The organism is Verrucosispora sp. WMMC514, assembly GCF_027497295.1.
Classification (GTDB): domain Bacteria; phylum Actinomycetota; class Actinomycetes; order Mycobacteriales; family Micromonosporaceae; genus Micromonospora; species Micromonospora palythoicola.
This window is the reverse complement of the sequence record NZ_CP114906.1, coordinates 5,153,200-5,176,117: the sequence shown is the minus strand read 5'-3', so window position 1 is coordinate 5,176,117 and position 22,918 is coordinate 5,153,200. Positions and strand designations below refer to the sequence as shown.

Annotated in this window: 20 protein-coding genes; 11 read left to right on the top strand and 9 right to left on the bottom strand. The window is 71.7% G+C overall.

Going from position 1 to position 22,918, the window contains the following annotated elements:
* Positions 1-28 precede the first annotated feature (28 nt).
* Genes O7597_RS24055 through O7597_RS24030 form a run of 6 tightly spaced genes read right to left on the bottom strand, consistent with a single transcriptional unit; the run spans position 29 to position 5,866 of the window.
* Complete coding sequence (locus O7597_RS24055; protein ID WP_281580808.1) at positions 29-865, bottom strand: PmoA family protein; 837 nt, start codon at positions 863-865, stop codon at positions 29-31.
* The gene (locus O7597_RS24050; protein ID WP_281580807.1) at positions 862-1,494 is read right to left on the bottom strand and encodes a hypothetical protein; all 633 of its coding nucleotides are present in this window, start codon (positions 1,492-1,494) and stop codon (positions 862-864) included. The genes O7597_RS24055 and O7597_RS24050 overlap by 4 nt, the downstream gene beginning before the upstream one ends.
* Positions 1,478-2,362 (bottom strand): carbohydrate ABC transporter permease, encoded by an 885-nt coding sequence (locus tag O7597_RS24045; protein WP_281580806.1) that lies wholly within the window; start codon positions 2,360-2,362, stop codon positions 1,478-1,480. The genes O7597_RS24050 and O7597_RS24045 overlap by 17 nt, the downstream gene beginning before the upstream one ends.
* Complete coding sequence (locus O7597_RS24040; protein WP_269740992.1) at positions 2,362-3,345, bottom strand: sugar ABC transporter permease; 984 nt, start codon at positions 3,343-3,345, stop codon at positions 2,362-2,364. Before O7597_RS24040 ends, O7597_RS24045 begins: the two co-directional genes overlap by 1 nt.
* Positions 3,346-3,375: 30 nt before the next feature.
* A complete protein-coding gene (locus O7597_RS24035) occupies positions 3,376-4,716 on the bottom strand; it encodes an extracellular solute-binding protein (RefSeq protein ID WP_281580805.1) in 1,341 nt (446 codons plus the stop codon).
* Between the two features lie 19 nt (positions 4,717-4,735).
* Complete coding sequence (locus tag O7597_RS24030; protein ID WP_281580804.1) at positions 4,736-5,866, bottom strand: LacI family DNA-binding transcriptional regulator; 1,131 nt, start codon at positions 5,864-5,866, stop codon at positions 4,736-4,738.
* Positions 5,867-6,102: 236 nt separating this feature from the next.
* Between O7597_RS24030 and O7597_RS24025 the strand changes: the two genes are divergently transcribed.
* From O7597_RS24025 to O7597_RS23990, 8 genes are all read left to right on the top strand, one after another.
* Entirely contained in the window at positions 6,103-7,431 is a 1,329-nt protein-coding gene (locus O7597_RS24025; RefSeq protein WP_281580803.1) for a Gfo/Idh/MocA family oxidoreductase, read from the top strand.
* Positions 7,432-7,455: 24 nt separating this feature from the next.
* On the top strand, positions 7,456-8,883 hold the full coding sequence (gene uxaC / locus O7597_RS24020) for a glucuronate isomerase (RefSeq protein ID WP_281580802.1): 1,428 nt from the start codon (positions 7,456-7,458) through the stop codon (positions 8,881-8,883).
* A complete protein-coding gene (locus tag O7597_RS24015; RefSeq protein WP_269740987.1) occupies positions 8,880-10,181 on the top strand; it encodes an enolase C-terminal domain-like protein in 1,302 nt (433 codons plus the stop codon). The genes uxaC and O7597_RS24015 overlap by 4 nt, the downstream gene beginning before the upstream one ends.
* A complete protein-coding gene (locus O7597_RS24010; protein WP_281580801.1) occupies positions 10,172-11,662 on the top strand; it encodes a mannitol dehydrogenase family protein in 1,491 nt (496 codons plus the stop codon). Before O7597_RS24015 ends, O7597_RS24010 begins: the two co-directional genes overlap by 10 nt.
* The gene (locus tag O7597_RS24005) at positions 11,662-12,828 is read left to right on the top strand and encodes a Gfo/Idh/MocA family oxidoreductase (protein ID WP_281580800.1); all 1,167 of its coding nucleotides are present in this window, start codon (positions 11,662-11,664) and stop codon (positions 12,826-12,828) included. Before O7597_RS24010 ends, O7597_RS24005 begins: the two co-directional genes overlap by 1 nt.
* A 217-nt stretch (positions 12,829-13,045) precedes the next feature.
* A complete protein-coding gene (locus O7597_RS24000) occupies positions 13,046-14,437 on the top strand; it encodes a polysaccharide lyase family 1 protein (protein WP_281580799.1) in 1,392 nt (463 codons plus the stop codon).
* Between the two features lie 40 nt (positions 14,438-14,477).
* Entirely contained in the window at positions 14,478-16,049 is a 1,572-nt protein-coding gene (locus tag O7597_RS23995) for a pectate lyase (RefSeq protein ID WP_281580798.1), read from the top strand.
* 296 nt (positions 16,050-16,345) lie between these two features.
* Entirely contained in the window at positions 16,346-19,186 is a 2,841-nt protein-coding gene (locus tag O7597_RS23990) for an AAA domain-containing protein (protein WP_281580797.1), read from the top strand.
* Between the two features lie 31 nt (positions 19,187-19,217).
* On the opposite strand, the gene O7597_RS23985 is transcribed toward O7597_RS23990, so the two are convergent.
* Positions 19,218-19,457, bottom strand: a complete 240-nt coding sequence (locus tag O7597_RS23985) for a winged helix-turn-helix domain-containing protein (RefSeq protein WP_269740980.1) — start codon at positions 19,455-19,457, stop codon at positions 19,218-19,220.
* A 306-nt stretch (positions 19,458-19,763) separates the two neighbouring features.
* On the opposite strand from O7597_RS23985, the gene O7597_RS23980 reads away from it, so the two are divergent.
* Both O7597_RS23980 and O7597_RS23975 read left to right on the top strand, forming a co-directional pair.
* Complete coding sequence (locus tag O7597_RS23980; RefSeq protein WP_281580796.1) at positions 19,764-20,042, top strand: DivIVA domain-containing protein; 279 nt, start codon at positions 19,764-19,766, stop codon at positions 20,040-20,042.
* The gene (locus O7597_RS23975; protein ID WP_269740978.1) at positions 20,039-20,296 is read left to right on the top strand and encodes a hypothetical protein; all 258 of its coding nucleotides are present in this window, start codon (positions 20,039-20,041) and stop codon (positions 20,294-20,296) included. The genes O7597_RS23980 and O7597_RS23975 overlap by 4 nt, the downstream gene beginning before the upstream one ends.
* Before the next feature lie 33 nt (positions 20,297-20,329).
* On the opposite strand, the gene O7597_RS23970 is transcribed toward O7597_RS23975, so the two are convergent.
* Positions 20,330-21,292 carry a DUF559 domain-containing protein gene (locus O7597_RS23970; protein ID WP_281580795.1) on the bottom strand — a complete coding sequence of 321 codons (963 nt, stop codon included), beginning with the start codon at positions 21,290-21,292 and terminating at the stop codon, positions 20,330-20,332.
* Positions 21,293-21,568: 276 nt separating this feature from the next.
* On the opposite strand from O7597_RS23970, the gene O7597_RS23965 reads away from it, so the two are divergent.
* Complete coding sequence (locus tag O7597_RS23965; RefSeq protein ID WP_269740975.1) at positions 21,569-22,333, top strand: HD domain-containing protein; 765 nt, start codon at positions 21,569-21,571, stop codon at positions 22,331-22,333.
* A gap of 36 nt (positions 22,334-22,369) precedes the next feature.
* Here O7597_RS23965 and O7597_RS23960 read toward each other — a convergent pair whose 3' ends face one another.
* The gene (locus O7597_RS23960) at positions 22,370-22,918 is read right to left on the bottom strand and encodes a hypothetical protein (protein ID WP_281580794.1); all 549 of its coding nucleotides are present in this window, start codon (positions 22,916-22,918) and stop codon (positions 22,370-22,372) included.

The window sequence follows — 22,918 nt, the reverse complement described above, 5'->3', positions numbered from 1 at the left end:
GCCACAGATCGCGGTGCCGTCGATGGCGTCAGCGGGTGAGGGCGGCGGCGGTGTGGCGGTCGAGCCGGCCGTCGGCGACGACGACGCGGTAGTGACCGTGCCGGCTGGTGTTCGTGCGGATGGTGGCGGTCTCCTCGAAAGCGAAGGCCACACAGACCCCGGGGTACATCGTGGTCCGGACGAACCACCTGTCGCCCGGCCCGAGACCGCTGAAGACCAGGGTGTAGGTCCCACCCTCCGGCGCCCGCCCGGTCATCGCCACCCACGCTTCGGCGCACCCGTTGACCTGCTCCTCGCCGGTCAGCCGGGCGGTGAGGACCTCGGGCGGTTCGGCGGCCACCGCACGCCAGAAGAACCCGCCGTAGCCCGCCCCGCCGGGGCGGCCGTTGGTGGCCGGACTGCCCAGCGTCACGTCACGGTCGGCCGGCGCGGTGAGCGTGCTGGTCAGGTCGAGCCGCCACGCGCCGTCGTGGCCGGGTACCGCCGAGGCGGTGAGCACCCGCCGCTCGGTGAGCAGCACCCCACCTGTCGGGTCGCACCACTGCAGCTGGTGGTCGAGCCGGTCCGCAGCCCGGTGCGTCCAGCCGGTGTGCACGATCCGGCCGTGGTCGGCGCGCCAGGTGTAACCGGTGCCGCGCACGTACGTCCGCCCGCCCCACAGGTTGGTGCCGGCCACGTCCTGCACGGCCAGCGACGCCCCCAGGTGCCACACGTGATCGGCGGGCAGCGCGTCGGTGACCCGGGTGCCGGCCAGGGTGCGCACCGGATGCAGGTACGGCCGGGGCCCGTGCCGGGCGTCCAGGTCGGGGGTGAGCACGTACCGGGCGACCGGCGTACCGTCGACGGAAAGTCGTGGGTCGGTCACGACAGCTCCACCCGGGTGACGTGTCGACGGCGGGCGACCGCGTGCACGGCGGCCAGCGCGTACCCGGCGAGGATCGGCACCGCCACCGGCGTGACCAGCACGCCGAGCAGGACCACGACCAGCGCGGTGCCGGCGAGCGCGGCCCAGTTCGCGGGGTGGTCGAGGCAGGCGCGGGCGGCCCGGGTGACCGCCGACCGCCACCCGGTGCCGCCGGCACGCCCCACCTCGACCACGATCGCGGCGGCGTAGCCGAGCAGGGACGCCGCGACGGCGATTGTGACGACCAGCGCCACCGTACCGCCCGGGACGCGGCCGGTGGCCACCGCGACCAGGTCCGCGACGAGCAGCCCGGCGGTGGCCAGCCCGACCAGGACCGCCGGTACGCCCGGCAGCAGCGCCCGTCCGAAGCGCGACAGCGTACGTCGTGCGGGCGGCCAGCTGCCGGTGGTGAGCCACTCGTGCACGGTCGCGCTGGCGGTGCCGATCGCGGCACCGGCGGTCAGCACCGGTGCCGCGGCCAGCACGGTCAGGATGCCCAGCAGCGCGAGGTCGGCGGCGTCGCTGACGGTGTCCCGCCAGTCCCGTCCGGGCTCGTGCCGCCCGGTGCGAGCGTCAGCCCTTGAGTCCACTGGTGTTGATCCCCTCGACGAGCATCCGCTGGAAGGCGACGAAGAATCCGAAGACCGGCAGTAGGGACAGCACCGCCATGGCGAACATCGGACCGACCGCGCTCTGGCTGGTCGAGTCGATGAACAGGGTCAGGGCCACCGGGACGGTGTAGTCGCTCAGGTCGGACAGGAAGACCAGCTGCCGGAAGAAGTCGTTCCAGGTCCAGATGAACGAGAAGATCGCGGTGGTGACCAGCGCGGGCCGGCTCAGCGGCAGGATCACGTGCCGGAAGATGCCGAACGCGTTCGCGCCGTCGATGCGGGCCGCCTCGTCCAGTTCGCGGGGGATGCCGCGCATGAACTGCACCATCAGGAAGACGAAGAACGCCTCCGTGGCCAGGAACTGCGGGATCAGCAGCGGCAGGTAGGGCCATTCCCCACCGACCAGGCCGAGGGTGCGGAAGAGGATGTACTGCGGGACGATCAGCACGTGCCCCGGCAGCAGCAGGGTGCCGATCATGACGGCGAACCACACCCCGCGCAGCCGGAACCTCAGCCGGGCGAAGGCGTACGCGGCCAGCAGGCAGCTCACCGCGTTGCCGACCACGGTGAGCAGGCTGACCAGGGCGCTGTTGAGGAAGAACCGGGCGAAGCTGACGTCGAAGTTGGTCCACCCGTCGGTGTAGTTGCCCGGGGTGAAGTCGCGGGGCAGCAGACCGATGTTGTTGACGATCTCCTCCTGCGACTTCACCGAGGTGCCGATCATCCAGAACAGCGGGTAGAGCACCACCGCGACGATGGCCAGCAGCACGACCAGCCGGAGCCAGGAGCGGCTGCGGGGGCGTTGCGGGCGGGTCGCCCCCGGCGGGGCGACGGTACCGGCCACCATCAGCGGTCCTCCCCGTCGGAGTAGTGCACCCAGAACCGGCCGGTGCTGAAGAAGATCACCGTGATGATCGCGATGGCGATCAGGAACACCCAGGCCATCGCGGAGGCGTAGCCCATCTCCAGGTCGGTGAAGCCGGTGATGTAGAGGTTGAGCGTGTACATCAGGGTCGAGTCGACCGGCCCGCCGGTGCCGTTGCTGAGCACGAACGCGGCGGTGAAACCCTGGAAACCGTTGATGGTCTCCAGCACCAGGTTGAAGAAGATCACCGGGGAGAGCATCGGCAGGGTCACGTTCACGAACTGCCGGAACCGGCCGGCTCCGTCGACCGAGGCGGCCTCGTACAACTCGGTCGGCACCTGCTTGAGGCCGGCCAGGAAGATCACCATCGGTGCGCCGAACTGCCAGATGGCCAGCACCATGAGCGTCTCCAGGGCCCAGTCCGGATCGTTGACCCAGGGTTTGCCCTGGATGCCGAACAGGGCGAGGAACGAGTTGAACGCGCCCTCCCGGTTGAACATGTTGACCCAGACGATGGCCAGGGCGACGCTGCCGCCGAGCAGCGACGGCAGGTAGAACAGGCCGCGGAACAACCCGACTCCGCGCCAGGCCCGGTTGAGCAGCAGGGCCACCCCGAGCGCCGCGGCCAGTTTCAGCGGTACGGCGATCAGGGCGAAGCTGAGCGTGACCCGTACCGAGTGCCACCACGACGGATCGCTTGTGAACATCCGCTCGTAGTTGGCCAGCCCGACCCACTCCACCTCGGACAACGGGGTGAGGATGTCGTAGTTGGTGAAGCTCAGGTACAGCGACAACAGCATGGGTAGCGCCGTGATGCCCATCAGACCGATGAGCCAGGGCGACAGGAAAACGTAACCGGCCAGACCTTCACCGTGCCGGATCCGTCCGGTCCCGCGCCGGTTGGCGTCGGGCCGGACGGATCCGGTGCCGCGTCGGGTCGGGTCGGGCGCCGTGGTCAGGGCCACGAACTGCTCCTCTCCGGGTGGTGCGGCGGGTCAGGAGGCAATTGCCGCCTTGCATGCCTCGACGAACTGGGCGGCGGCCTCGGCGGGGGTCGCCCGGCCGTACTGCGCGTTCTCGGCGGCCTTGGTCAGCTCGGCGCGGACCTTGCTGTGGCCCTTGATCGGCACCTGCGGCGCCTCGCCGAACGTCTTGGCCAGCTCGGTCTCCACCGCGATGGACTGCTTCATCGCCTCGTCGGTGGTGTCGTCGCTGATGACCCGGCGCAGGTCCAGGTTGGACGGCAGGCCCCGGTCGGTGCCGAGCAGCTTGACCGCGTCGGGGTCGTTCGCCAGGAAGTTGATCACATCGACCGCGATGTCCGCGTTCTTGCTGCCCCGGAAGACCGACCAGTACATCGAGGCGCGGGCCCACTGGCCGCTCGGGTCACCCGGGTAGGCGATGACACCGAGTTCGTCGGAGGTGTTCTTCTTCAACTCCGGCATCTGGTTGACCCAGACCCAGGAGGTCGCCGACTTGCCGGTCACCACGAGCTGCTTGGTGATGTCGGTGGCGTTGCCCTCGTGGATCACGTCCGGGGTCGGCGTGGCACCCCGGTCCCGGGCCCCCTTCCACAGCTCGAACCACCTGGTCACGTCCTCGGCGGTGAACCCGAGTTCGGTACCGGCGTAGAGGTCCTTGCCCTGTTGGCGCAGCCACACCCAGAGCGCCTTGTAGTCGGCGCTGGGGTCCTGGGTGCCGGGTACGCCGGTCTTCTCGCTGACCTGCTCGGCCCAGGCGATGTGCTCCTCCCAGCTCATCCCGGTGGTCGGCTCGGGCAGGCCGTTCTTGGTCAGCAGCGTCTTGTTGTAGACCAGGCCCTGGGTGTTCTCCCCGGCGGCCACGCCGGCGAGCTTGCCGTCGACCACCCCGTACTGGAGCAGGCTGGGCGGGAACTTGGTGGTGTCGAGGTCACCGGAGTCCTGGTACGGCTTGAGGTCCAGGGTGGCGTTGCGGGCCGCGTACTCGGCGAGGAAGTTGTCGTCGATCTGGAAGATGTCCGGCGGGTTGCCGCCGGCGGTGAGGGTGGCCAGCTTGTCGAAGTAGCCCTGGTTGGCCTGCCAGACCTTCTCGAAGACGACGTCCGGATTCTTCTGGGTGTAGAGGTCCAGCGCCTGCTCGGTGAGCTGGGCCCGGGCGTCACCACCCCACCAGAAGATCGAAATCTTGGTCTTGCCGTCGGACGCGGCGTCGTCGCCGCAGGCCGCCGCCGCGCCGACCAGCGGCACGGCCACGACCGCGGCGAGCAGGCCGCGCAGCAACCGGCGGCGGAGCAGGGGGGTACGGTAGGTGCGCCCGTCGGGCGCGCTGGCGGTGGGGTGTGTTGCGGGGTGCATGTGCGCTCACTCCTTGGCGTTAGGAGGCGACCACGTCACCGGCGGCCACGACCGGGTTGCCCGGGTCCGCACGGCGATGCGGGCCCGGGCCAGCGGCAGCGGTTCCGGGACGTTCCCGGCCGGCGTAGGGGCCCGGCCCGGTGGAGTCGCGGATGACCAACTCGGTCTGGAGCATTACCTGTGCGGTGGTGCGACGGACGCCGACTGCCACGGTGGCACCGCCGCCCCGCGCGGTACGCGGGAGATCGGTGTCCTGTTGCAGCAACATGTCGACGGCCGTCCGGCCGGCGGCCGCGGTTGGCGTGGCCACCGTCGTCAGCTTGGGGCGGGTGAGTCGGCTCAGGGAGATGTCGTCGACGCCGACGACACTGACCTCCTGCGGCACCCGGACCCCGAGTGCGTCGAGCCCTTCCATGAGGCCGATCGCCATCAGGTCGTTGTAGGCGAGCACGGCGGTGACGCCGGCCCGGTGGACCTGCTCCGCCTGGGCGAGACCGCCCGTCTCGGTGGGCGGGTTGGGACCGAGGACCGTCAGGTCGGCGCCCGCGGCCCGGGCGGCGGCGCTGGCGGCGCGCCGGAGTTCCCGGCTGGTCCACGAGCCACGCGGCCCGCCCAGCAGCGCCAGCTGCCGGTGGCCCAGCCCGGCGAGGTGCTCGATCGCCGACCGCGCGCCCTGCCCGACGTCCATCAGCACACACGGCAGCCCGGCCAGTTGCCGGTTCACCACCACCAGCGGCACCTCCCGGCTGAGCTGCTCGATCAGGCTGTTGCTCATCCGGGGGCTGCACAGCAGCACCCCGTCGACCTGCTTGGCCAGCGCGTGGACCAGTTCCTCCTCGGCGGCGGCGTCCTCGTTGGTGTCGGCGACGAAGACGTGGTAGTCGCGGTGGCGGGCCTGGCTCTCCGCCGCCTTGATCAGTGGCGGGAAGAAGGGGTTGGCGATGTCGGCGATGATCAGCCCGATGTTGTGGGTACGGCCGGTGATGAGTGCGCGGGCGGCGCGGTTGGGCCGGTAACCCAGGTCCTCGGCGCACGCGAGCACTCGTACCCGGGTCTCCGGGTTGACCAGGTGGGGCGCCGAGAAGGTGCGGGAGACGGTGGAGATGTGCACTCCGGAGGCCCGGGCGACGTCCCTGATGGTGACTGGCATCCAGGCCCCCTTCGTCGATGTGTCGGCGGTCACGGTGCCGCCAATTAATGCAAACGGTTGTGCCACTGTCAACGGTGGATGGTTACAGCTGTGTTTCGGCAGACCGCTTGCCATGCACAGGTAAGCCCTTCAATCGGGGCAAAGGCCGCCGATTTTTCCGCCTTCGTTGACGCGAGCCGATCGACCGTGGTTACTTCGATGCAAAGGTTTGCAGAAAGATCGAGGAGGATCGCTCCGTGTCACCGCAACCCGGCAGCCGGACCCGGTACGCCGTGGTCGGCACCGGCGCCCGTGCCGAGATGTTCGTCCGGGCGCTGGCGCGCGAGCACGCCGACACCGCCGAGCTGGTCGCCTTCGCCGACGTCAACCAGGCCAGGATGGACGCCCACAACCGGTGGCTGGGTGAGCTGGGGCACCGGCCCGTGCCGACGTACCACGCGGGTGACTTCACCGCGATGCTGGCCAAGGAGCGCGTCGACGTGGTGCTGGTGACCTCCGTGGACGTCACCCACGACGGGTACGTGGTGGCCGCGCTGGAGGCCGGTTGCGACGTGGTCTGCGAGAAACCGATGACCACCGACGCGCCGCGCTGCCAGCGCATCCTCGACGCGGTACGCCGCACCGGCCGGCGGGTGACGGTCGCCTTCAACTACCGCTACAACCCGCTGCACGAGCAGCTGCGCCGGCTGCTGGCCGACGGCGCGGTCGGCGAGATCGGTTCGGTGCACTTCGAGTGGCTGCTCGACGTACGCCACGGCGCCGACTACTTCCGCCGCTGGCACCGCGACAAGGCCAGCTCCGGCGGGCTGATGGTGCACAAGGCCAGCCACCACTTCGACCTGGTCAACTGGTGGCTGGACGCCACACCCGTGCGGGTGTACGCGGCCGGCCGGCTGTTCTTCTACGGCGACGACGGCCGCCGGCACGGCTACGCTCGGGACTACGACCGGGCGCACGCGTCGCCGGCCGCCGACGACGACCCGTTCGCGTTGCGGCTGGCCGAGCACCCCCGACTGCGCGAGCTGTACCTCGACGCCGAGGCCGAGGACGGCTACCACCGCGACCGCAACGTCTTCGCTCCCGGGGTCAGCATCGAGGACGACATGGCGGTGCTGGCCACCTACTCCACCGGGGCGACCATGACCTACCACCTCACCGCGTACGCGCCCTGGGAGGGATACCGGGTGATGGTCAACGGCAGCCGGGGCCGCCTCGAACTGGAGGTCACCGAGAGCGAGTTCGTCAGCCCGGCCGCTGCCGGTGCGCTCAAGGGCGCCGCGCTGCACGGCGACCAGGCCGCCGAGGAGGGTGGCGCCGCCACGCTTACCCTGCGCCCCTTCTGGGCACCACCGCAACGCATCGAGGTCGACGGCTACACCCGGCACGGGCACGGCGGGGCGGACGGCCGGATGACCCAGGTGCTCTTCGGCGGCGTACCCGATCCGCTGCACCGCGCGGCGACCGCCCGGGACGGGGCGCTGGCCCTGCTCACCGGCCTGGCCGCCAACCGGTCCTTCGACACCGGCGCCCCCGTCCGGGTCGCCGACCTGCTCACCCTCGATTGACACCGACCACAGGAGCCGCTCCCCGTGCCCACCTCGACCAGACCCGACCTGCTCCTCCCCGCCGAGCCGGGCCAACGCGCGCTGGCCCGGGAGCTGTACGCGCTGGTGGCGCGGTTGCCCATCATCTCCCCGCACGGGCACGTCGATCCGGCGTTGCTGGCCGAGGACCAGCCGTTCCCCGACCCGTCGCAACTGCTCATCGTGCCCGACCACTACGTCACCCGGATGCTGCTCAGCCAGGGCGTCTCCCCCGGCGAGCTGGGCGTGCCCAGTCGCGACGGCAGCCCGGTGGAGACCGACGGGCGACGCATCTGGCGGCGCTTCGCCGACCACTGGCACCTGTTCCGGGGCACCCCGTCGCGACTGTGGTTGGAGCAGACCTTCACCGAGGTGTTCGGGGTCGACACCCGGCTCACCCCGGGCACCGCCGATGAGGTGTACGACGCCCTCGCGGCCCGGCTCGCCGAGCCCGGCTTCCGGCCTCGGGCGCTGTTCGAGCGGTTCAACATCGAGGTGCTCGCCACCACCGAGTCGCCCCTGGACGACCTGGGTCGGCACGCCAAGCTCGCCGCCGACGGCTGGGGCGGCCCGGGTGGACGGGTGGTCACCACCTTCCGCCCGGACAACGTGGTGGACCTGGACTTCGAGGGCTGGTCGGACAACGTCGACCGGCTCGGCGAGATCGCCGGAGAGGACACCGGAACGTACGCCGGCTATCTGGCCGCGCTGCGGGCGCGGCGGGCCGCCTTCATCGCCGCCGGTGCCACCTCCTCCGACCACGGCCACCCGACCGCCCGCACCCTCGACCTCGGTGCCGACGCGGCGACGCTGTTCGACCGGGCGCGGCGGGGCGCGGCGGAGCCGGGCGACGCGGAGGCGTTCCGGGCGCACATGCTGCTGGAGTTCGCCCGGATGTCGCTCGACGACGGCCTGGTCATGCAGCTACACCCGGGCGCGGTGCGCAACCACAACCGGTGGCTGCACGCCCGGCACGGCCGCGACGTGGGTGGCGACATCCCGCAGGTCACCGAGTACGTGCACGCGCTCGCTCCGCTGCTGGACGCGTACGGCAACGATCCCCGGCTGCGGGTGGTGCTCTACACCCTCGACGAGGACACCTTCACCCGGGAGCTGGCACCGCTGGCCGGTGGGTACGCCGCCCTGCTGCTCGGCGCTCCCTGGTGGTTCCTGGACTCCCCCGAGGTGCTGCGGCGCTTCCGGGAGTCGGTGACCGAGACCGCCGGCTTCTACAACACGGCCGGGTTCGTCGACGACACCCGGGCGTTCTGTTCCATCCCGGTCCGCCACGACGTGGCGCGCCGCGTCGACGCCGGCTTCCTGGCCCGGCTGGTCGCCGAGCACCGGCTGCCCATGGACGAGGCCGCCGAGACCATCGTCGACCTGGCGTACCGGCTGCCCAAGCGGGTCTTCAAGTTCGGAGAAGGTTCATGACCAGCATCACCGACGTCACCGTGCACGACGTGCGGTTCCCCACCGCCGCCAGCGGCGACGGCTCCGACGCGATCAACCGCGGCGACTACTCGGCCACCTATGTGGAGTTGAGCACCGACGGCGGCCCGACCGGCGCCGGGTTCACCTTCACCAACGGCCGCGGCAACGAGATCACCTGCGCCGCCGTCGAGGCCCTGGCCCACCACGTGCGGGGACGCGGCATGGCGGAGATCACCGCCGAGCCGGTGGCCTTCTGGCGCTCGCTCGTGGCCGACGTGCAGCTGCGCTGGCTCGGCCCGGAGAAGGGGGTCATCCACATGGCCACCGGCGCGCTGGTCAACGCGGTGTGGGACCTGCGGGCCAAGCTGGCCGGCAAGCCCATGTGGCGCTACCTGGCCGAGCTGCCCACCGACGAGCTGGTGGCCAACGTCGACTTCACGCACATCACCGACGCGCTCACCGCCGACGAGGCCGCCGCGATCCTGGACAAGGGACGCGACGGGCTGGCCGACCGGCTGGCGCTGCTGGAACGGGACGGTTTCCCCTCGTACACCACCTCGGTGGGCTGGCTCGGCTATCCCGACGACAAGGTCCGGGCGCTGACCCGGGCCGCGTACGCGCAGGGGTGGCGGGCGATGAAGATGAAGGTCGGCGGCCCGCCCGCCGACGACCTGCGGCGGGCCCGGATCATCCGGTCGGAGATCGGCCCGGACGCGCTGCTGATGATGGACGCCAACCAGGTCTGGGACGTCGACGAGGCGATCACCAACATGACGGCGCTGGCCGAGGTCGACCCGTACTGGATCGAGGAGCCGACGCACGCCGACGACATCCTCGGTCACGCCCGGATCGCCCGCGCGATGGACGAGCTGACCGGCGGACGGTGCCGGGTCGCCACCGGCGAGGTGGCCGCCAACAAGGTCATTTTCAAGCAGCTGTTGCAGGCCGAGGCGATCGGCGTGATGCAGATCGACGCCTGCCGGGTCGGCGGAGTCAACGAGGTGCTCGCCGAGATGCTGATGGCGGCGAAGTTCGGGGTACCGATCTGCCCGCACGCCGGCGGTGTCGGCCTCTGCGAGTACGTGCAGCACCTGGCGATCTTCGACTACCTGCGGGTGGGCACCAGTCTGGAGGGACGGATGGTGGAGTACGTCGACCACCTGCACGAGCACTTCGTCGACCCGGTACGCACCCGCGACGGGCGTTACCTGCTGCCGACCGCGCCCGGTTACAGCGCCACCATGCGCCCCGAGTCGATCGCCGCCTTCCGCTTCCCGGACGGCCCGGCATGGCGGTGACCGTGGGCGCGTCCCGGCTCGGGTTGGGCGCGGTGCGCCGGTTGCCCGCCGAGGCCCGCCCGCTGGTCCGCCCGGGCACCGTGCCGGCCGGCGTGGTGCACCTCGGGCTCGGCGCCTTCCACCGCGCCCACCAGGCGGTCTACACCGAGCAGGCGATCGGCCTGGCCGGCGGCGACTGGGGCATCGTCGGCGTGGCCCCACGCAACGCGGCGATCGTGGCGACCCTGGCCGCCCAGGACAACCTGTTCAGCGTCAGCACGCTCTCTGCGGCCGACCAGCGCACCCGCGTGGTCGGCTCACTGGCCGGGGTGCGGCTGGCCGCCGCCGACCCGCTGGCGGTGGTGGCCCTGCTGGCCGACCCGGCGATCCGGGTGGTCACGCTGACCGTGACCGAGAAGGCGTACCAGCTCGATCCGGCCGCCGGCACGCTGCGTCCCGACACCGACCTGGTCGCCGATCTGACCACCGACCGACCGCCGGTCACCGTGCCGGGGCTGCTGGTGCGTGGCCTGCTGGCCCGCGCCGCCGCCGACGCCGGGCCGATCGCCCTGGTCAGCTGCGACAACCTGCCCGCCAACGGCCGCCGGCTGCGGAGCCTGGTGACCCAGTCCCTGGCGTACGCCGGCACGTCGCAACAGGTGCTGGACTGGGTCGAGGGGCAGGTCGGTTTCCCGGGCACCATGGTGGACCGCATCGTCCCGGCCAGCACCCCGGAGACCCTCGCCGCGGCCCGTCGGGCGCTCGGCGTCGAGGATCTCGCGGCGGTGGCGGCCGAGCCGTACACCCAGTGGGTCATCGAGGACGACTTCCCCGGCGGTCGGCCGGCGTGGGACCGCGCCGGGGCGGTGCTCTGCGCGGACGCGGGCCCGTGGGAGCGGCTGAAGCTGCGCGCCCTCAACGGCGTGCACTCGGCGACCGCGTACCTCGGCGCGCTGGCCGGTTGCGAGACGATCGCCGACGCCCTCGCGCTGCCGCACCTGGTCACCGTGCTGCGCCGGCTGATCGCCGAGGACGTGGCCGCCAGTTTCGTCCCGCCCGACGGGGTGGCCGTGGTCGACTACGGCGAGCAGGTGCTGGAGCGCTTCGGCAACCCGGCGATCCGGCACCGCACCCTCCAGGTGGCGATGGACGGGTCGCAGAAACTGCCGCAGCGCATCCTGCACACCGTCGCCGACCTGCGGGCGGCCGGACGACCGGCCCGGTGGGCGGCGCTGGTCGTCGCCGCCTGGATCCGGTTCGCCCAGGGCAGCGCCGACGACGGCCGGTCGCTCCCCCTTGACGACCCGCTGGCGGAGCGGATCCGCGCGGTCCTGGCCGCCGCGCCGCGGACCCCGGCGGGTGCGGTGGACGCCATGCTCGGCCTCGACGAGGTCGTACCGCCCGAGGTGGCCGCCGACGCGCAGGTCCGCGCCGACGTGGTCGGCTGGCTCACCGACCTGCACCAGCACGGGGTACGCGCCACCCTGGCCGGTGCGGTGTGATGAGTCCCCGGGTGGCGCTGGTGGGGGCGAACGGGCACGGACGCTGGCACCGTCGGGTGATCGGGCCGCTGCACGAGGCCGGGCGGGTCCGGCTGGTCGCCCTGGTCGACACCCGGCCGATCGAGTGCGAACCGGCGGCGCCGGTGCCGACCGGCGTGCCGGTCTTCACCGACCACCGGGCGATGCTCGCCGACGTCACGCCGGACGTGGTGGTCATCTGCACCCCGCCGCACACCCACCTGCGGATCGCCCGGGACGCGGTGACCGCCGGGGCGGACGTGCTGCTGGAGAAACCGCCGCTGCTGTCCACCACCGAGCACGAGGAACTGTCCGGGGCGCTGGCCACCACCGGCCGGGCGGTACAGGTCGGTTTCCAGGCGCTCGGTTCGGCCGCCCTGAGCGCGTTGACGGACGCGGTGTCGGCCGGCCGGGTGGGCGCGGTGAACGGCATCGCCACGGTGGCGGCCTGGCAACGCCCGGACGCCTACTACGCCCGCGCGCCCTGGGCCGGGCGCCGGCTGCTGGACGGGCGACCGGTGCTCGACGGCGCGCTGGCCAATCCCCTCGCCCACGCGGTGATGCAGTGCCTGGCGGTCGCCGAGGCGCTCGGTGGCGGACCGGTGGAGCCGGTGAGCATCGAGGTGGAGCGGTACCGGGTACGGCCGATCGAGGTGGACGACACCGCCGCGCTGCGGATCCGGACCCGGCACGGTCCGCCGATCGTGGCCGCGGTGACCCTGGCCGGCGAGGAGTTCGTCGCCGGTGAGGTGATCGTCACCGGAGCCGTTGGGCGGGCGGTGCTGGAGTACCCGACCGACCGGCTGCTGCTGCCCGGCGAGGCCACCGCCGGTACGGTGCCGGGCCGGCGCGGGCTGCTGGAGAACCTGCTGGACCACCGGGCCGATCCACACGTACCGCTGATCGCGCCGCTGGCCCGGACCGCCCCGTTCACCGCCGTCCTGACCGCCCTGCGGGCGGCGCCCGAGCCGGCGCTGCTCGACGGCGACCTGGTGGAGGCCGTCGGTGCCGGCGCAGAGCGGGTGTTGCGGGTGCGTGGCGTAAACGAGGTGCTACGTCGGGTGGCCGACGAGGGCCGGCTGCCGTCGGAACTCGGCGTGCCATGGGCGATAACGCCGTGGCGAACCCGACCCGTCGGGCAGGAATAGGAGGCACCGCCGCAACAAACTGCAAATCCTCGGTCCACACAGGATCCGAGACAACGCGATGAACAGCAGTTTCCCGACCACGTCACGTCGGGCCGATGCCACCCGACAGTATTACCTGCAACAAATCTGCACATCATTAATATTGACCCTCGTAAAAACGCGACCGTAACCTTCGTCACTAATAAGAAACAACGACGAAGGAAACGGAAACGAGCCGATGCGCAGACTTGCCGCCGCCGCGGCATCGACGATTATCGCCCTGACCGCCCTCCCCACCGCTGCCGTGGCGCGACCGTCGCACGACACCGATGCGCCCGCCGGCAGCCACCGCGAGGGGGACGCTCGGGCTCCACTGTCCCCGTTGGCCCGACAGCTCGGCCGGCAGGCTCTCCCGGCCGGCGACGGCTGGGCCGCCGCCGGGCCGGGCACCACCGGGGGCTCCGCCGCCGCGGCCGAGCAGATCCACGTGGTGAGCAGCCGCGCCGAGCTGGTCGCGGCGCTCGGTGGCGACAACGCCACGAACGCGACGAACGCCACCGCCAAGATCGTGTACGTCAGGGGCGAGGTCGACGGTTTCGAATCCGCCGACGGTCGACTGCTCGACTGCGCCGACCTGGCCGATCCCGGGTACTCGCTGGAGGAGTACCTGGCCGCGTACGACCCGGCGGTGTGGGGCCGGGTGGCACCGAGCGGGCCGCTGGAGGAGGCGCGGGTACGGTCGGTGACCAACCAGACCCGCCAGACCCAGATCAACGTCGGCCCGAACACCACCATCATCGGGTTGCGGGGCGCGCGGCTGACCGGCCTGACCCTGATGATCGACCGGGCGACGAACGTGATCGTCCGCAACATCACCTTCGACGACGCCCGGGACTGCTTCCCCGCCTGGTCACCCACCGACGGCGAGGCCGGTAACTGGAACTCGCAGTACGACCTGGTCTCGGTGCGCCGCAGCGAGAACGTCTGGATCGACCACAACACCTTCACCGACGGCGACAACCCGGACAGCGCCCAGCCCGTCCACTTCGGACGCCCCTACCAGGTGCACGACGGCGCGCTGGACATCACGCACACCGCAAGCCTGGCGACCGTCTCCTGGAACCGGTTCTCCGGTCGCGACAAGCTGATGCTGATCGGCTCGTCCAACACGGTCGGCCCGGACGTCGGCCGGCTCAACGTGACCCTGCACCACAACTTCTTCGACGGCGGGCTGCAACGGCTGCCCCGCGTCCGCTTCGGTCAGGTGGACGTCTACAACAACACCTACCGGCTCGGCGGCGACGGCTTCCAGTACGCCATCGGCGTCGGCGTCCAGTCCGCCGTGCACGTCGAGAACAACCACTTCGCCCTCGGTGCCGACGTCAGCGCCGCCGACCTGCTCCACGACTGGGGCGGCACGGCGATCACCGCCCGGGGCAACTGGGTCAGCTCGGCCGGTGCGCCGTCCCGCCCGGTGGACCTGGTGGCCGCGTACAACGCCGGACACGACCCCGACCTGAGCGCCGACGCCGGCTGGACACCGACGCTGCGGCACGGCCCGGTGCTGCCGGCACCGCTGGTGCCGCTGCTGGTCCGTCCACTCGCCGGCGCCGACCGCCTACCGCTGTAGATCCCACACCACCACCACCAACCAGGAAGGTGAGACGAGGATGAGACGACAAGTCGCACTCCGGCTCCTCGCGGGGCTGGCCACCACCGCCGTGGGAGCCGCGGTCTGCGTGACGCTGACGACGCCGCAGGCGTCGGCCGCGGTCGGCAGCGCCACCGGCTTCGCGACCGGCAACGGTGGCACCACCGGCGGCGCGGGCGGGCAGACCGTACGCGCCACCAGCGGCACCCAGATCCACGCGGCCCTGTGCAACCGGGCCAGCAGCAGCACCCCGATCACCATTCAGGTCGAGGGGACCATCAACCACGGCAACACCACGAAGGTGTCCGGTTCGAGCTGCAACACCGCCGCCGACGTGATCGAACTCAAGCAGATCAGCAACGTCACGATCCTCGGTGTCGGCAACGGGGCCGTCTTCGACCAGATCGGCATCCACATCCGCGAGGCCAGCAACATCATCATCCAGAACGTGACCGTCCGGAACGTCAAGAAGTCCGGCTCGCCGACCTCCAATGGCGGCGACGCCATCGGGATGGAGGCCGACGTCCGCAACGTCTGGGTCGACCACGTCACCCTGGAGGCCTCCGGCGGCGAGTCGGAGGGCTTCGACGGCCTGTTCGACATGAAGAACAACACCCAGTACGTGACGCTGTCCTACAGCATCCTGCGCAACTCCGGCCGGGGTGGCCTGATCGGGTCCAGCGAGAGCGACACGTCCAACGGTTACGTCACCTTCCACCACAACCTGTACGAGAACATCGACTCCCGTACCCCGCTGCTGCGCGGCGGCATCGCCCACATCTACAACAACCACTACGTACGCCTCAACGAGTCCGGCATCAACTCCCGGGCCGGGGCACGCGCCAAGGTGGACAACAACTACTTCCAGAACTCCAAGGACGTGCTGGGCACCTTCTACACCGACGCCGCGGGCTACTGGCAGGTAAGCGGCAACATCTTCGACAACGTGACCTGGTCCTCGCGTAGTGGCGACACCAACCCGGCCGGCCCGAACCCGACCTCCAACACCAGCGTCAGCATCCCGTACTCGTACCGCCTCGACGCGGCCAGCTGCGTGCCGAGCATCGTCAGCCAGACCGCCGGCGCGAACAAGGGCATCCGTACCTCCAACGGCAACTGCACGCCGCAGAGCCCGACCGCCGGGCCGACCAGCCCGACGCCCGGACCGACCACCACCACCGCACCGCCGACCAGCAACCCGACGCCGACGCCGAGCCAGCCCAGCGGTACCAACCTCAGCATCGGCGCCGGCTCCGACGGCTCCAGCAAGGCCAGCGGCACCAGCTACGGCGACGTGCGCGACGGCGACATGAACACCGCCTGGTCACCGAGCGGCACGACCGGCCAGATCTCGATCAAGTGGGGTTCGGCCACCACGGTGTCAAAGATCAACATCCGGGAGGCGTCCGGCTCCGTCGGCACCATCCGCAACTGGCGGGTCCTCAACCACGACACCGGCGCCGTCCTCGCCACCGGCACCGGCGCGGGCGTCATCAGCTTCGGGTCGACGTCCCTGCGCAAGATCACCTTCGACATCACCAGCTCGACCGGCACCCCACGGGTCGCCGAGTTCGAGACGTACGCCAGCTAGCCCACCCGCACGACCCCGGTGGGAGCCGTCGACACCCGACGGCTCCCACCACTGTTCCCTCCGCCCCCTTTGCTCTGCTTCAACCCACGCATCGGTCGTGGCGCCAATCCGTTGCGTCAGTTGAAGCAGAGCAAAGGGGGCGTACCAATACCTCCTGCCGGCGCACGGCCCGCCCAGCGGCACGTCCGCCCAGCGGCGCGACGCCGCGGGGCGGCATGGTGCCACGGGCGGTGGGACACCGCCACGTCCGCCGACGGGAGCACGGCCGTGATCGCGTACGGCAGAATCTGCGGGCGATGCACGCGGCGACCATCCTCACCGCGCTCGCCGACCTGGCCCCGGCCGGTGCCGAGCGGATCCTCGACGTGGCCGGAACCGGCCGACCGCTGGTCTGGCTGCCGGAACCGCACCGGGGCCCACGCGGCGCACGACTGGACCGGCTCGCCGCGCTGGACGCCCTGCACCGCGACGAACGGATCCTCCGTCTCGGGCTGGCCTTCCTGGTCGGCACCGCCGACCTGGACGGCACCCGGCGACGAATCCGACTCCCCCTGCTGGCCCAGCCGGTACGCCTGCACCGCGGCCGGCGCGACTACCGGGTCGTGCCGGCCGGTGACCTCGAACTGACCCCGCTGATCGAGGACCGGGAACTCGCTGCCCGGCTGGAGGCCGCACCGGGACTGGCCGGACCGGGCTGGCTGACGGCCCCCGGCACCACCGCCTGGATCACCGCGGCGGCCGAGGCCGCCGGCGTGAAGGTGACCACCGTGCGGGCGCGAGCGCCACGTGGCGTCGACGGCGACGCCACCGGGGTCGCCGCGGCGGCGCTCTTCGTGACCCGCGACGTGTTCGCCGGTCGCCTCCGGGACACCCTGTTGAGCTGGGCCGGCCGGCCCGGGCTGGCGGACACCGCCCTGAGCCGGCTCTACCTCGGCACCGACGGCGACGCGGAGCCGACCGCCGACGACCACGGTGACGGGGATAAGGTGCTGTCGCCGCTGCCGCTGAACGCCGCGCAGCGGGACGTGATCCGGCGCACCAGGACGGCACCGGTGGTGGTGGTCTCCGGTGCGCCGGGCAACGGCAAGAGCCACGCCCTGGTCGCCGCCGCACTGGACACCGTGGCGCACGGCGGATCGGTACTGGTGGCCACCCAGTCGACCCACGCCGCCGAGGTACTGGGGGAACTGCTGCGCCGGTATCCCGGCCCACCGCCGGTGCTCTTCGGTGACGCGGAACGACGCGGAAGCATCGCCACCGAACTCGCCGGAGGCGTCGCCGTCGGCGTGGACGACGCACAACTACGCCACGACACCGATGCCGTGTCGGCCGCCCGCGACCGGGTCGACGGGGTCCGGGCCGGCATCGCCGCCGCACTGGAACAGGAACGCCTCGCCGCCACCCTGCCCGACTGGCAACCGCTGCTGCCCGCCCTGAGCCACGACGCCCCGGCGGTGTTCCAGCCCGACACCGACCTCGACGCGATCCGCGCCGCCCTGCAGGCCGCGAGCCGGCCCGGCGAGCGCTGGTGGTCCCGGTGGCGCAGGTCCCGCGCCGCCCATCGACTGCACCGGCTCACCGGCGCCGGCCCGGCCGTACCCGTGTCCCAGCTACGGGCGGCGGTGGACGCCGCACACGCGGTACGTGCCGCCGCCCGACTGTCCGCCAACGGCGGCACGGACCTGACCACCGCCTGGCGGGCGTTGGTCGAGGCGGACGTCGCGCTCGCCCAGGCGGTCGGCACGGCGCTGCGGAACCAGACCGCCAGCGCGCGGCGGTGGACCGGGGACGCCCGGCGCGCCGCCAGCGGCCTGGGCACCGCCCTGCGGGCCGGACGCAACCGGCGCCGGGAACTGCTCGCCACGCTGGACGCCGAGGCGCTGGTCCGGGCGCTGCCCCTGTGGGTGGGCACGGTGGCCGACGTCGAGGACCTGCTGCCACCGGCGGCCGGCATGTTCGATCTGGTGGTGCTCGACGAGGCGGCACACATCGACCAGCTGCGGGCCGCTCCGGTGCTGGCCCGGGCCCGCCGGGCACTGGTGGCCGGCGATCCACGGCAGCTGCGGTTCGTGTCGTTCGTCGCGGACGCCGACGTGACCGCGACGTTGCACCGGCACGGCCTGGACCACTACACCGACCGGCTCGACGTACGCCGGGCGAGCGCCTTCGACGTGGCGGCCGGCGCCGCACCCGTGACCTGGCTCGGTGAGCACCACCGCTGCGCGCCGCACCTGATCGGCTTCTCCGCCCGCCGGTTCTACGACGACCGGTTGGAACTGGTCACCCGGCATCCCGGCAACGAACGGGCCGACGCCATCGACGTGCTGACCGTCGCCGACGCCGCCGTGGTCGACGGCGTCAACCAGGCCGAGGTGGCGACCGTGCTCGACCTGGTCGCCACCCTCGCGGCCCGACCCCCGCAGGGCGGCATCGCGGTGATCAGCCCGTTCCGCGCCCAGGCCGACGCGGTGGAGACGGCGCTGCTGGCGGCGTACGACGTCGACGAGATCGAACGGTTGGGCCTGCGCACCGGGACGGTGCACGCGTTCCAGGGCAGCGAGGCGGACGTGGTGATCGCCACGCTCGGGCTGGTCGACGACGACCCGCCGGCCCGGCACCGGTTCGTCGCCGAACCGAACCTGTTCAACGTCCTGGTCACCCGGGCCAGGAGACAGCTCACGGTGGTCACGTCGCTCCGGTCGCCGGAGGGCATCGTCGGCGACTACCTCCGGTACGCCGGACAACCGCTGGAGGCCACCGACTCCGCACCTCCGGACACCACCGGCGCGCGAGCCGCTGAGCCGGACACCTGGACCCGGGCTCTCGCCGTCGAGCTGACCCGGATCGGGCTGGCCGTGCGGCCCGACTACCCCGTCGGCCGCTGGCGGGTCGACCTGTGCGTCGGCGACGACGGCCCGGTCGGATTGTGCTGCGCGGTGCATCCGGACGGCGTGGCCGCGCACGTGGAACGGCAACGCACCCTGACCCGGGCCGGCTGGCGACTGTACGACGCGTTCGCCAGCCGCTGGGCCGACGACCCGATCCGCGCCGCCCTCGACCTCGCCACCCGCATCCACGACGACGCCTCGCCCGAACAGGCCAATCCCCCGCTGGCTGAGCAGTCGGACGCGGCCTGACCGCTCCTCCGACCGGTCGGCGTCGCGCAGGTCAGGGCTCCCGCATCCAGGTCTTCGGATCGGTCACGAAGACACCCTTACCCTGCTGCCGCCGAATCACCCGCAGGGCTTCGAGTCGGGCGTAAGCCATCTGCACGGTCCCGTGACTGACGTCGTAGGTCGCGCGCAGCTCGGCGATCGAGGGCAGCCTGTCCCCCGGCTTCAACTTCTTGGACTTGACGTCGGCGATCACATCGTCGGCGATGCGCCAGTAGTCCGGCACTTCTCGCATGGCACTCCTCGCGTGGCAATCCGATTCGATCACACCGCGACGCGCCTAACAAGCGACGTTGACTCGTCTGACATATCTAGTTATGTTGGTTGGGAGCCGGCCCTCGCGTGGCAACGAGTTCGGCTCATTCCCCTGGTCGGGGCGGGTGCGCGTGCCCGTCCCGACCCACAGAGCTGCTCTGCCGTCGTACCGCCGAATGGGCTGCGGCGGCCGAGCGGGCGGGCCGTGCGGACGCCGGCCACGCACGGCCCGCCCGCTCCAGCGGCGCCGCACCGTCGCGCCTCCGACTACCCGAAGAGGACCCACGTGGCCCAGGTGTATCGAGGTGGCCGGCCCTACGGGACCGGCCACCCGGCCCGGTTGACCCCGCACGAGGTACGCACCCGCACGTTCGCCCCATGTCGCCGTGGGGTCGACCCCGACCAGGTGCGCGAGTTCCAGGCCACGGTCGCCGACGAGCTGGCCGACCTGCACCGGCAGTTCCGAACGGCCGCCCAGGAGAACGAGCGGCTCAAGCGGGCCCTGCGCGACTGGCAGTCGATGCACGCTCGGCACTGTCAACCACCGAACCAGGGCCCCTGGTGACCACGCGCCCGACTCCAGGCGATTTGCTCCGGATCGACGGCCACGCCTCGGTGCAGTTCGCCGGTGGTCGGGCGCTGACCCTGCGGGTCGTTTCGGTCAGCGACCGGCACGCCTACGACGGCTGGATCTGGCTGACTGGGTACGTCATCGACCGGCGTGGCGATGCCACCGCCAAACGCGAGCTCTACGTCCGACTCGCCGGTCTCCGGCCTGCCACCTCGCGCCAGCCGGTGACGAGTGGTCGCGGCAGGTGAGCTGCGATTTCGTGCGTCCGTGCCGGTGCCCGGTCAGCCTCGGCGGGCTGCGGTGGGCTGGCGGGTGGCGAGGATGGTCAGGGTTTCCCGGCGTACGGTGTCGGGCTCGTGCATCAGGCGACGATGGGCGAAGCGGACCACCAGGATGCCGACGGTCGCCAGTAGGGCGTCCCGGCGCAGGTCGATCTCACGCTGGCGGGGGTCGCCGTGGGTCGTCGCCCCGTCGAGTTCGATGTTCACCTGCTCCCGCTCGGCGAGGAGGTCGAGGTACATGCTGCGGCCTCCGATGATGATCCGCACCTGCCGTTGGAACGCCGGCATTCCGGGACCGGTGAAGACGTGCTCGTGCCCCCAGATCTCCAACGGGCTGCGGCAGCCTTCGTCCAGCCGGGTCAACAACGTACGCAGCGCCGCCCGGTCCGGCAGCTTCGACGCGCCCCGCAGGGCCGAGGCCAACCGCTCCGGTGTGGTGAGCCGAGCGTTGACCGCCTCGATGATCGGTGCTCGCTGCTCAGTGGGCGACAACATCGGCCAAGAGTCGACGAGGGTCTGCTCGACGCGGGTCACGGGCTGACCCTGGCGTACCACCACCTGCGGGGGTTCGACGGTGAGGCCCCGTCGTCGGTGCACCCGTGCACCGGGTCGGCCCCGCAGGCCACTGTCGATCGGGGTGCTCAGGTGCAGCGGCTCGCCGTCCGCCTGGCGGCGTAAACCCCACAGGTCGAGCGCGGTGAGGTGACTGAACGCAGCCCGGCCCCGCGCCCACGCGCACACCGCCCGGCGGGCCACGACCGGGTCGAGGCGGTTGAGCGCCGGAACCCGCTGGGGCCGGTCAGCCAGCAGGTGCGCCGCCACGAACACCCCCGGCAGCACCCGCACCAGGTCGCCGGTCCCACTGGCGCGCTGCAGCACCCACCGCGGCACCACCTGCTGGACGGCCGTCCGGGTCACCACGCCGCCACCCCGCGCCACCAGTTCCCGAAGCACCCCGTTCACGTCGCCAACCGGTGCCGCCGCACCAACCCGCTCCGCCACCCCACCGGGCGCCGCCTGTGGACACCCGCCGCACTGTGGAAAACCCCCACCACGCCACGGATTCTGCTAGGCCGTCGAAGGCTCCCCGGATCTGTGGCAGTGAAGGTGGCGCGAGGTCGGCGTGGCGAGTGTCAGGACTGCCACGAATCGGGGGACGTCAAACTGGGCCGGCGTAATGGTGAGGGGCGGCAGGGGCGGGTCCGCCGGATGGTGGGAATGATCCTATATAAGGGACGGATGGAGTTGCCGCCGTATCTGGCCACGATGCCGATGCACGCGATCACCGAGATGCACGGCGAGGCTGGGCTGCGGGAGCGGTTCCGGCTGGAGATCGAGGGGTTCGCTACCGAGGAGCGGCAGCGGCTCGACGAGGCGTTGGATCTGGCCTCGCGCCTGCACCGCGATGATCGGCGGTCCCGGGAGCCGTACGTCAACCATCTGCTCCGGGTGGCGATCCGGATGCTGCACCACTACCAGGTACGCGACGTCGACGTGATCGTCGCCGGGCTGCTGCACGACACGGTCGAGGACCATCCCGCCGAGCTGGCCGGCGACGGAGAGCCGGGCGGGGGTGCGGACGGTGCTGAGGAGATTCTGAGCGTCGACGTCCGGGCGGCGGCGCTGGGGGCGCTGGCCGAGCGGTTCGGCTCGCGGGTGGCGCGGCTGGTCGCGGCGGTGACCAACCCGCCGTGGGAACCCGGGCGCGACCGGTACGAGCAGTACCGGGAGCATGTCGCGGCCAGTCTCGAACGGGAACCGTGGGCGCGGGTCATCAAGGTCTCCGACTTCACCGACAACGGCGTCGGGGTGATCCATTCGGTCGGCCCGAAGGTGGAGTCGTCGGCCCGCAAGTACCGGCCGTTGGTGCCGGTGTACCGCGACCTCGTCACCCGTGCCGACACTCCCCTACCGGAGCCGGTCAAGCGACACATCCTGGACCAGCTCGACCTGGCCGAGCAGCGGTTCAGCGCCATCCTCGACCAGCCCGCCCACCCCGCCTGAGCAGCACCGTCCGAACCCGCAGGCTGCGGCTGGCTGTCACCGTTCGGCCGGGGTTCCGGTGGGTGGGGCCGTCGGCAGGTTGAGCCTGCTCACCAGCAGTTCGGCCTGGGCCACCGACCCGCCGCCGACCCCGAGTCCGCCACGGGCGGCACGGTAGAAGTTGTCCCGTGCCTCGTTGGCCCGGTGCAGCAACGTGGGCCGGTCGGCGTCGGCCTGACCGTCGCGTGCCAGCCGCTCGACCTCCCAGACACTGTCCCGCCACGCCCGCGCTGCCGCGACCGTCGGCGCGTCGCCGAGCAACAGCACGTTCTCCCAGGCCAGCGTGTGCCGGAAGTCGGCCTCCGCCAGCTCGGCGAGCGCCACGTCCCGGTCGACGTAGCCGCCGGTCAGCCGGCTGGCGATGGTGTGTGTCTCCTTCAACGCACGGGCGAACTCGACGTACGCGTCGAGCCGGCGCTCGTCCCAGCGCACCGTCTGGTTCCGTCGCCACCGTGACCGGTCGGCCAGCGACGTGGCCACGATCGTGCCGATCGTCCCGACCAGTACGCCGAGTAGTGCGGGTAGCTGCGCAGCGATGCCGTCCAT

Excerpts from the sequence above, each read along its gene's own strand:
- O7597_RS24045 (WP_281580806.1), bottom strand. The coding sequence starts at position 2,362 with ATGGTGGCCGGTACCGTCGCCCCGCCGGGGGCGACCCGCCCGCAACGC.
- O7597_RS24035 (WP_281580805.1), bottom strand. The coding sequence starts at position 4,716 with ATGCACCCCGCAACACACCCCACCGCCAGCGCGCCCGACGGGCGCACC.
- O7597_RS24030 (WP_281580804.1), bottom strand. The coding sequence starts at position 5,866 with ATGCCAGTCACCATCAGGGACGTCGCCCGGGCCTCCGGAGTGCACATC.
- O7597_RS24015 (WP_269740987.1), top strand. The coding sequence starts at position 8,880 with ATGACCAGCATCACCGACGTCACCGTGCACGACGTGCGGTTCCCCACC.
- O7597_RS24010 (WP_281580801.1), top strand. The coding sequence starts at position 10,172 with ATGGCGGTGACCGTGGGCGCGTCCCGGCTCGGGTTGGGCGCGGTGCGC.
- O7597_RS24005 (WP_281580800.1), top strand. The coding sequence starts at position 11,662 with ATGAGTCCCCGGGTGGCGCTGGTGGGGGCGAACGGGCACGGACGCTGG.
- O7597_RS24000 (WP_281580799.1), top strand. The coding sequence starts at position 13,046 with ATGCGCAGACTTGCCGCCGCCGCGGCATCGACGATTATCGCCCTGACC.
- O7597_RS23995 (WP_281580798.1), top strand. The coding sequence starts at position 14,478 with ATGAGACGACAAGTCGCACTCCGGCTCCTCGCGGGGCTGGCCACCACC.
- O7597_RS23990 (WP_281580797.1), top strand. The coding sequence starts at position 16,346 with ATGCACGCGGCGACCATCCTCACCGCGCTCGCCGACCTGGCCCCGGCC.
- O7597_RS23985 (WP_269740980.1), bottom strand. The coding sequence starts at position 19,457 with ATGCGAGAAGTGCCGGACTACTGGCGCATCGCCGACGATGTGATCGCC.
- O7597_RS23965 (WP_269740975.1), top strand. The coding sequence starts at position 21,569 with ATGGAGTTGCCGCCGTATCTGGCCACGATGCCGATGCACGCGATCACC.
- O7597_RS23960 (WP_281580794.1), bottom strand. The coding sequence starts at position 22,918 with ATGGACGGCATCGCTGCGCAGCTACCCGCACTACTCGGCGTACTGGTC.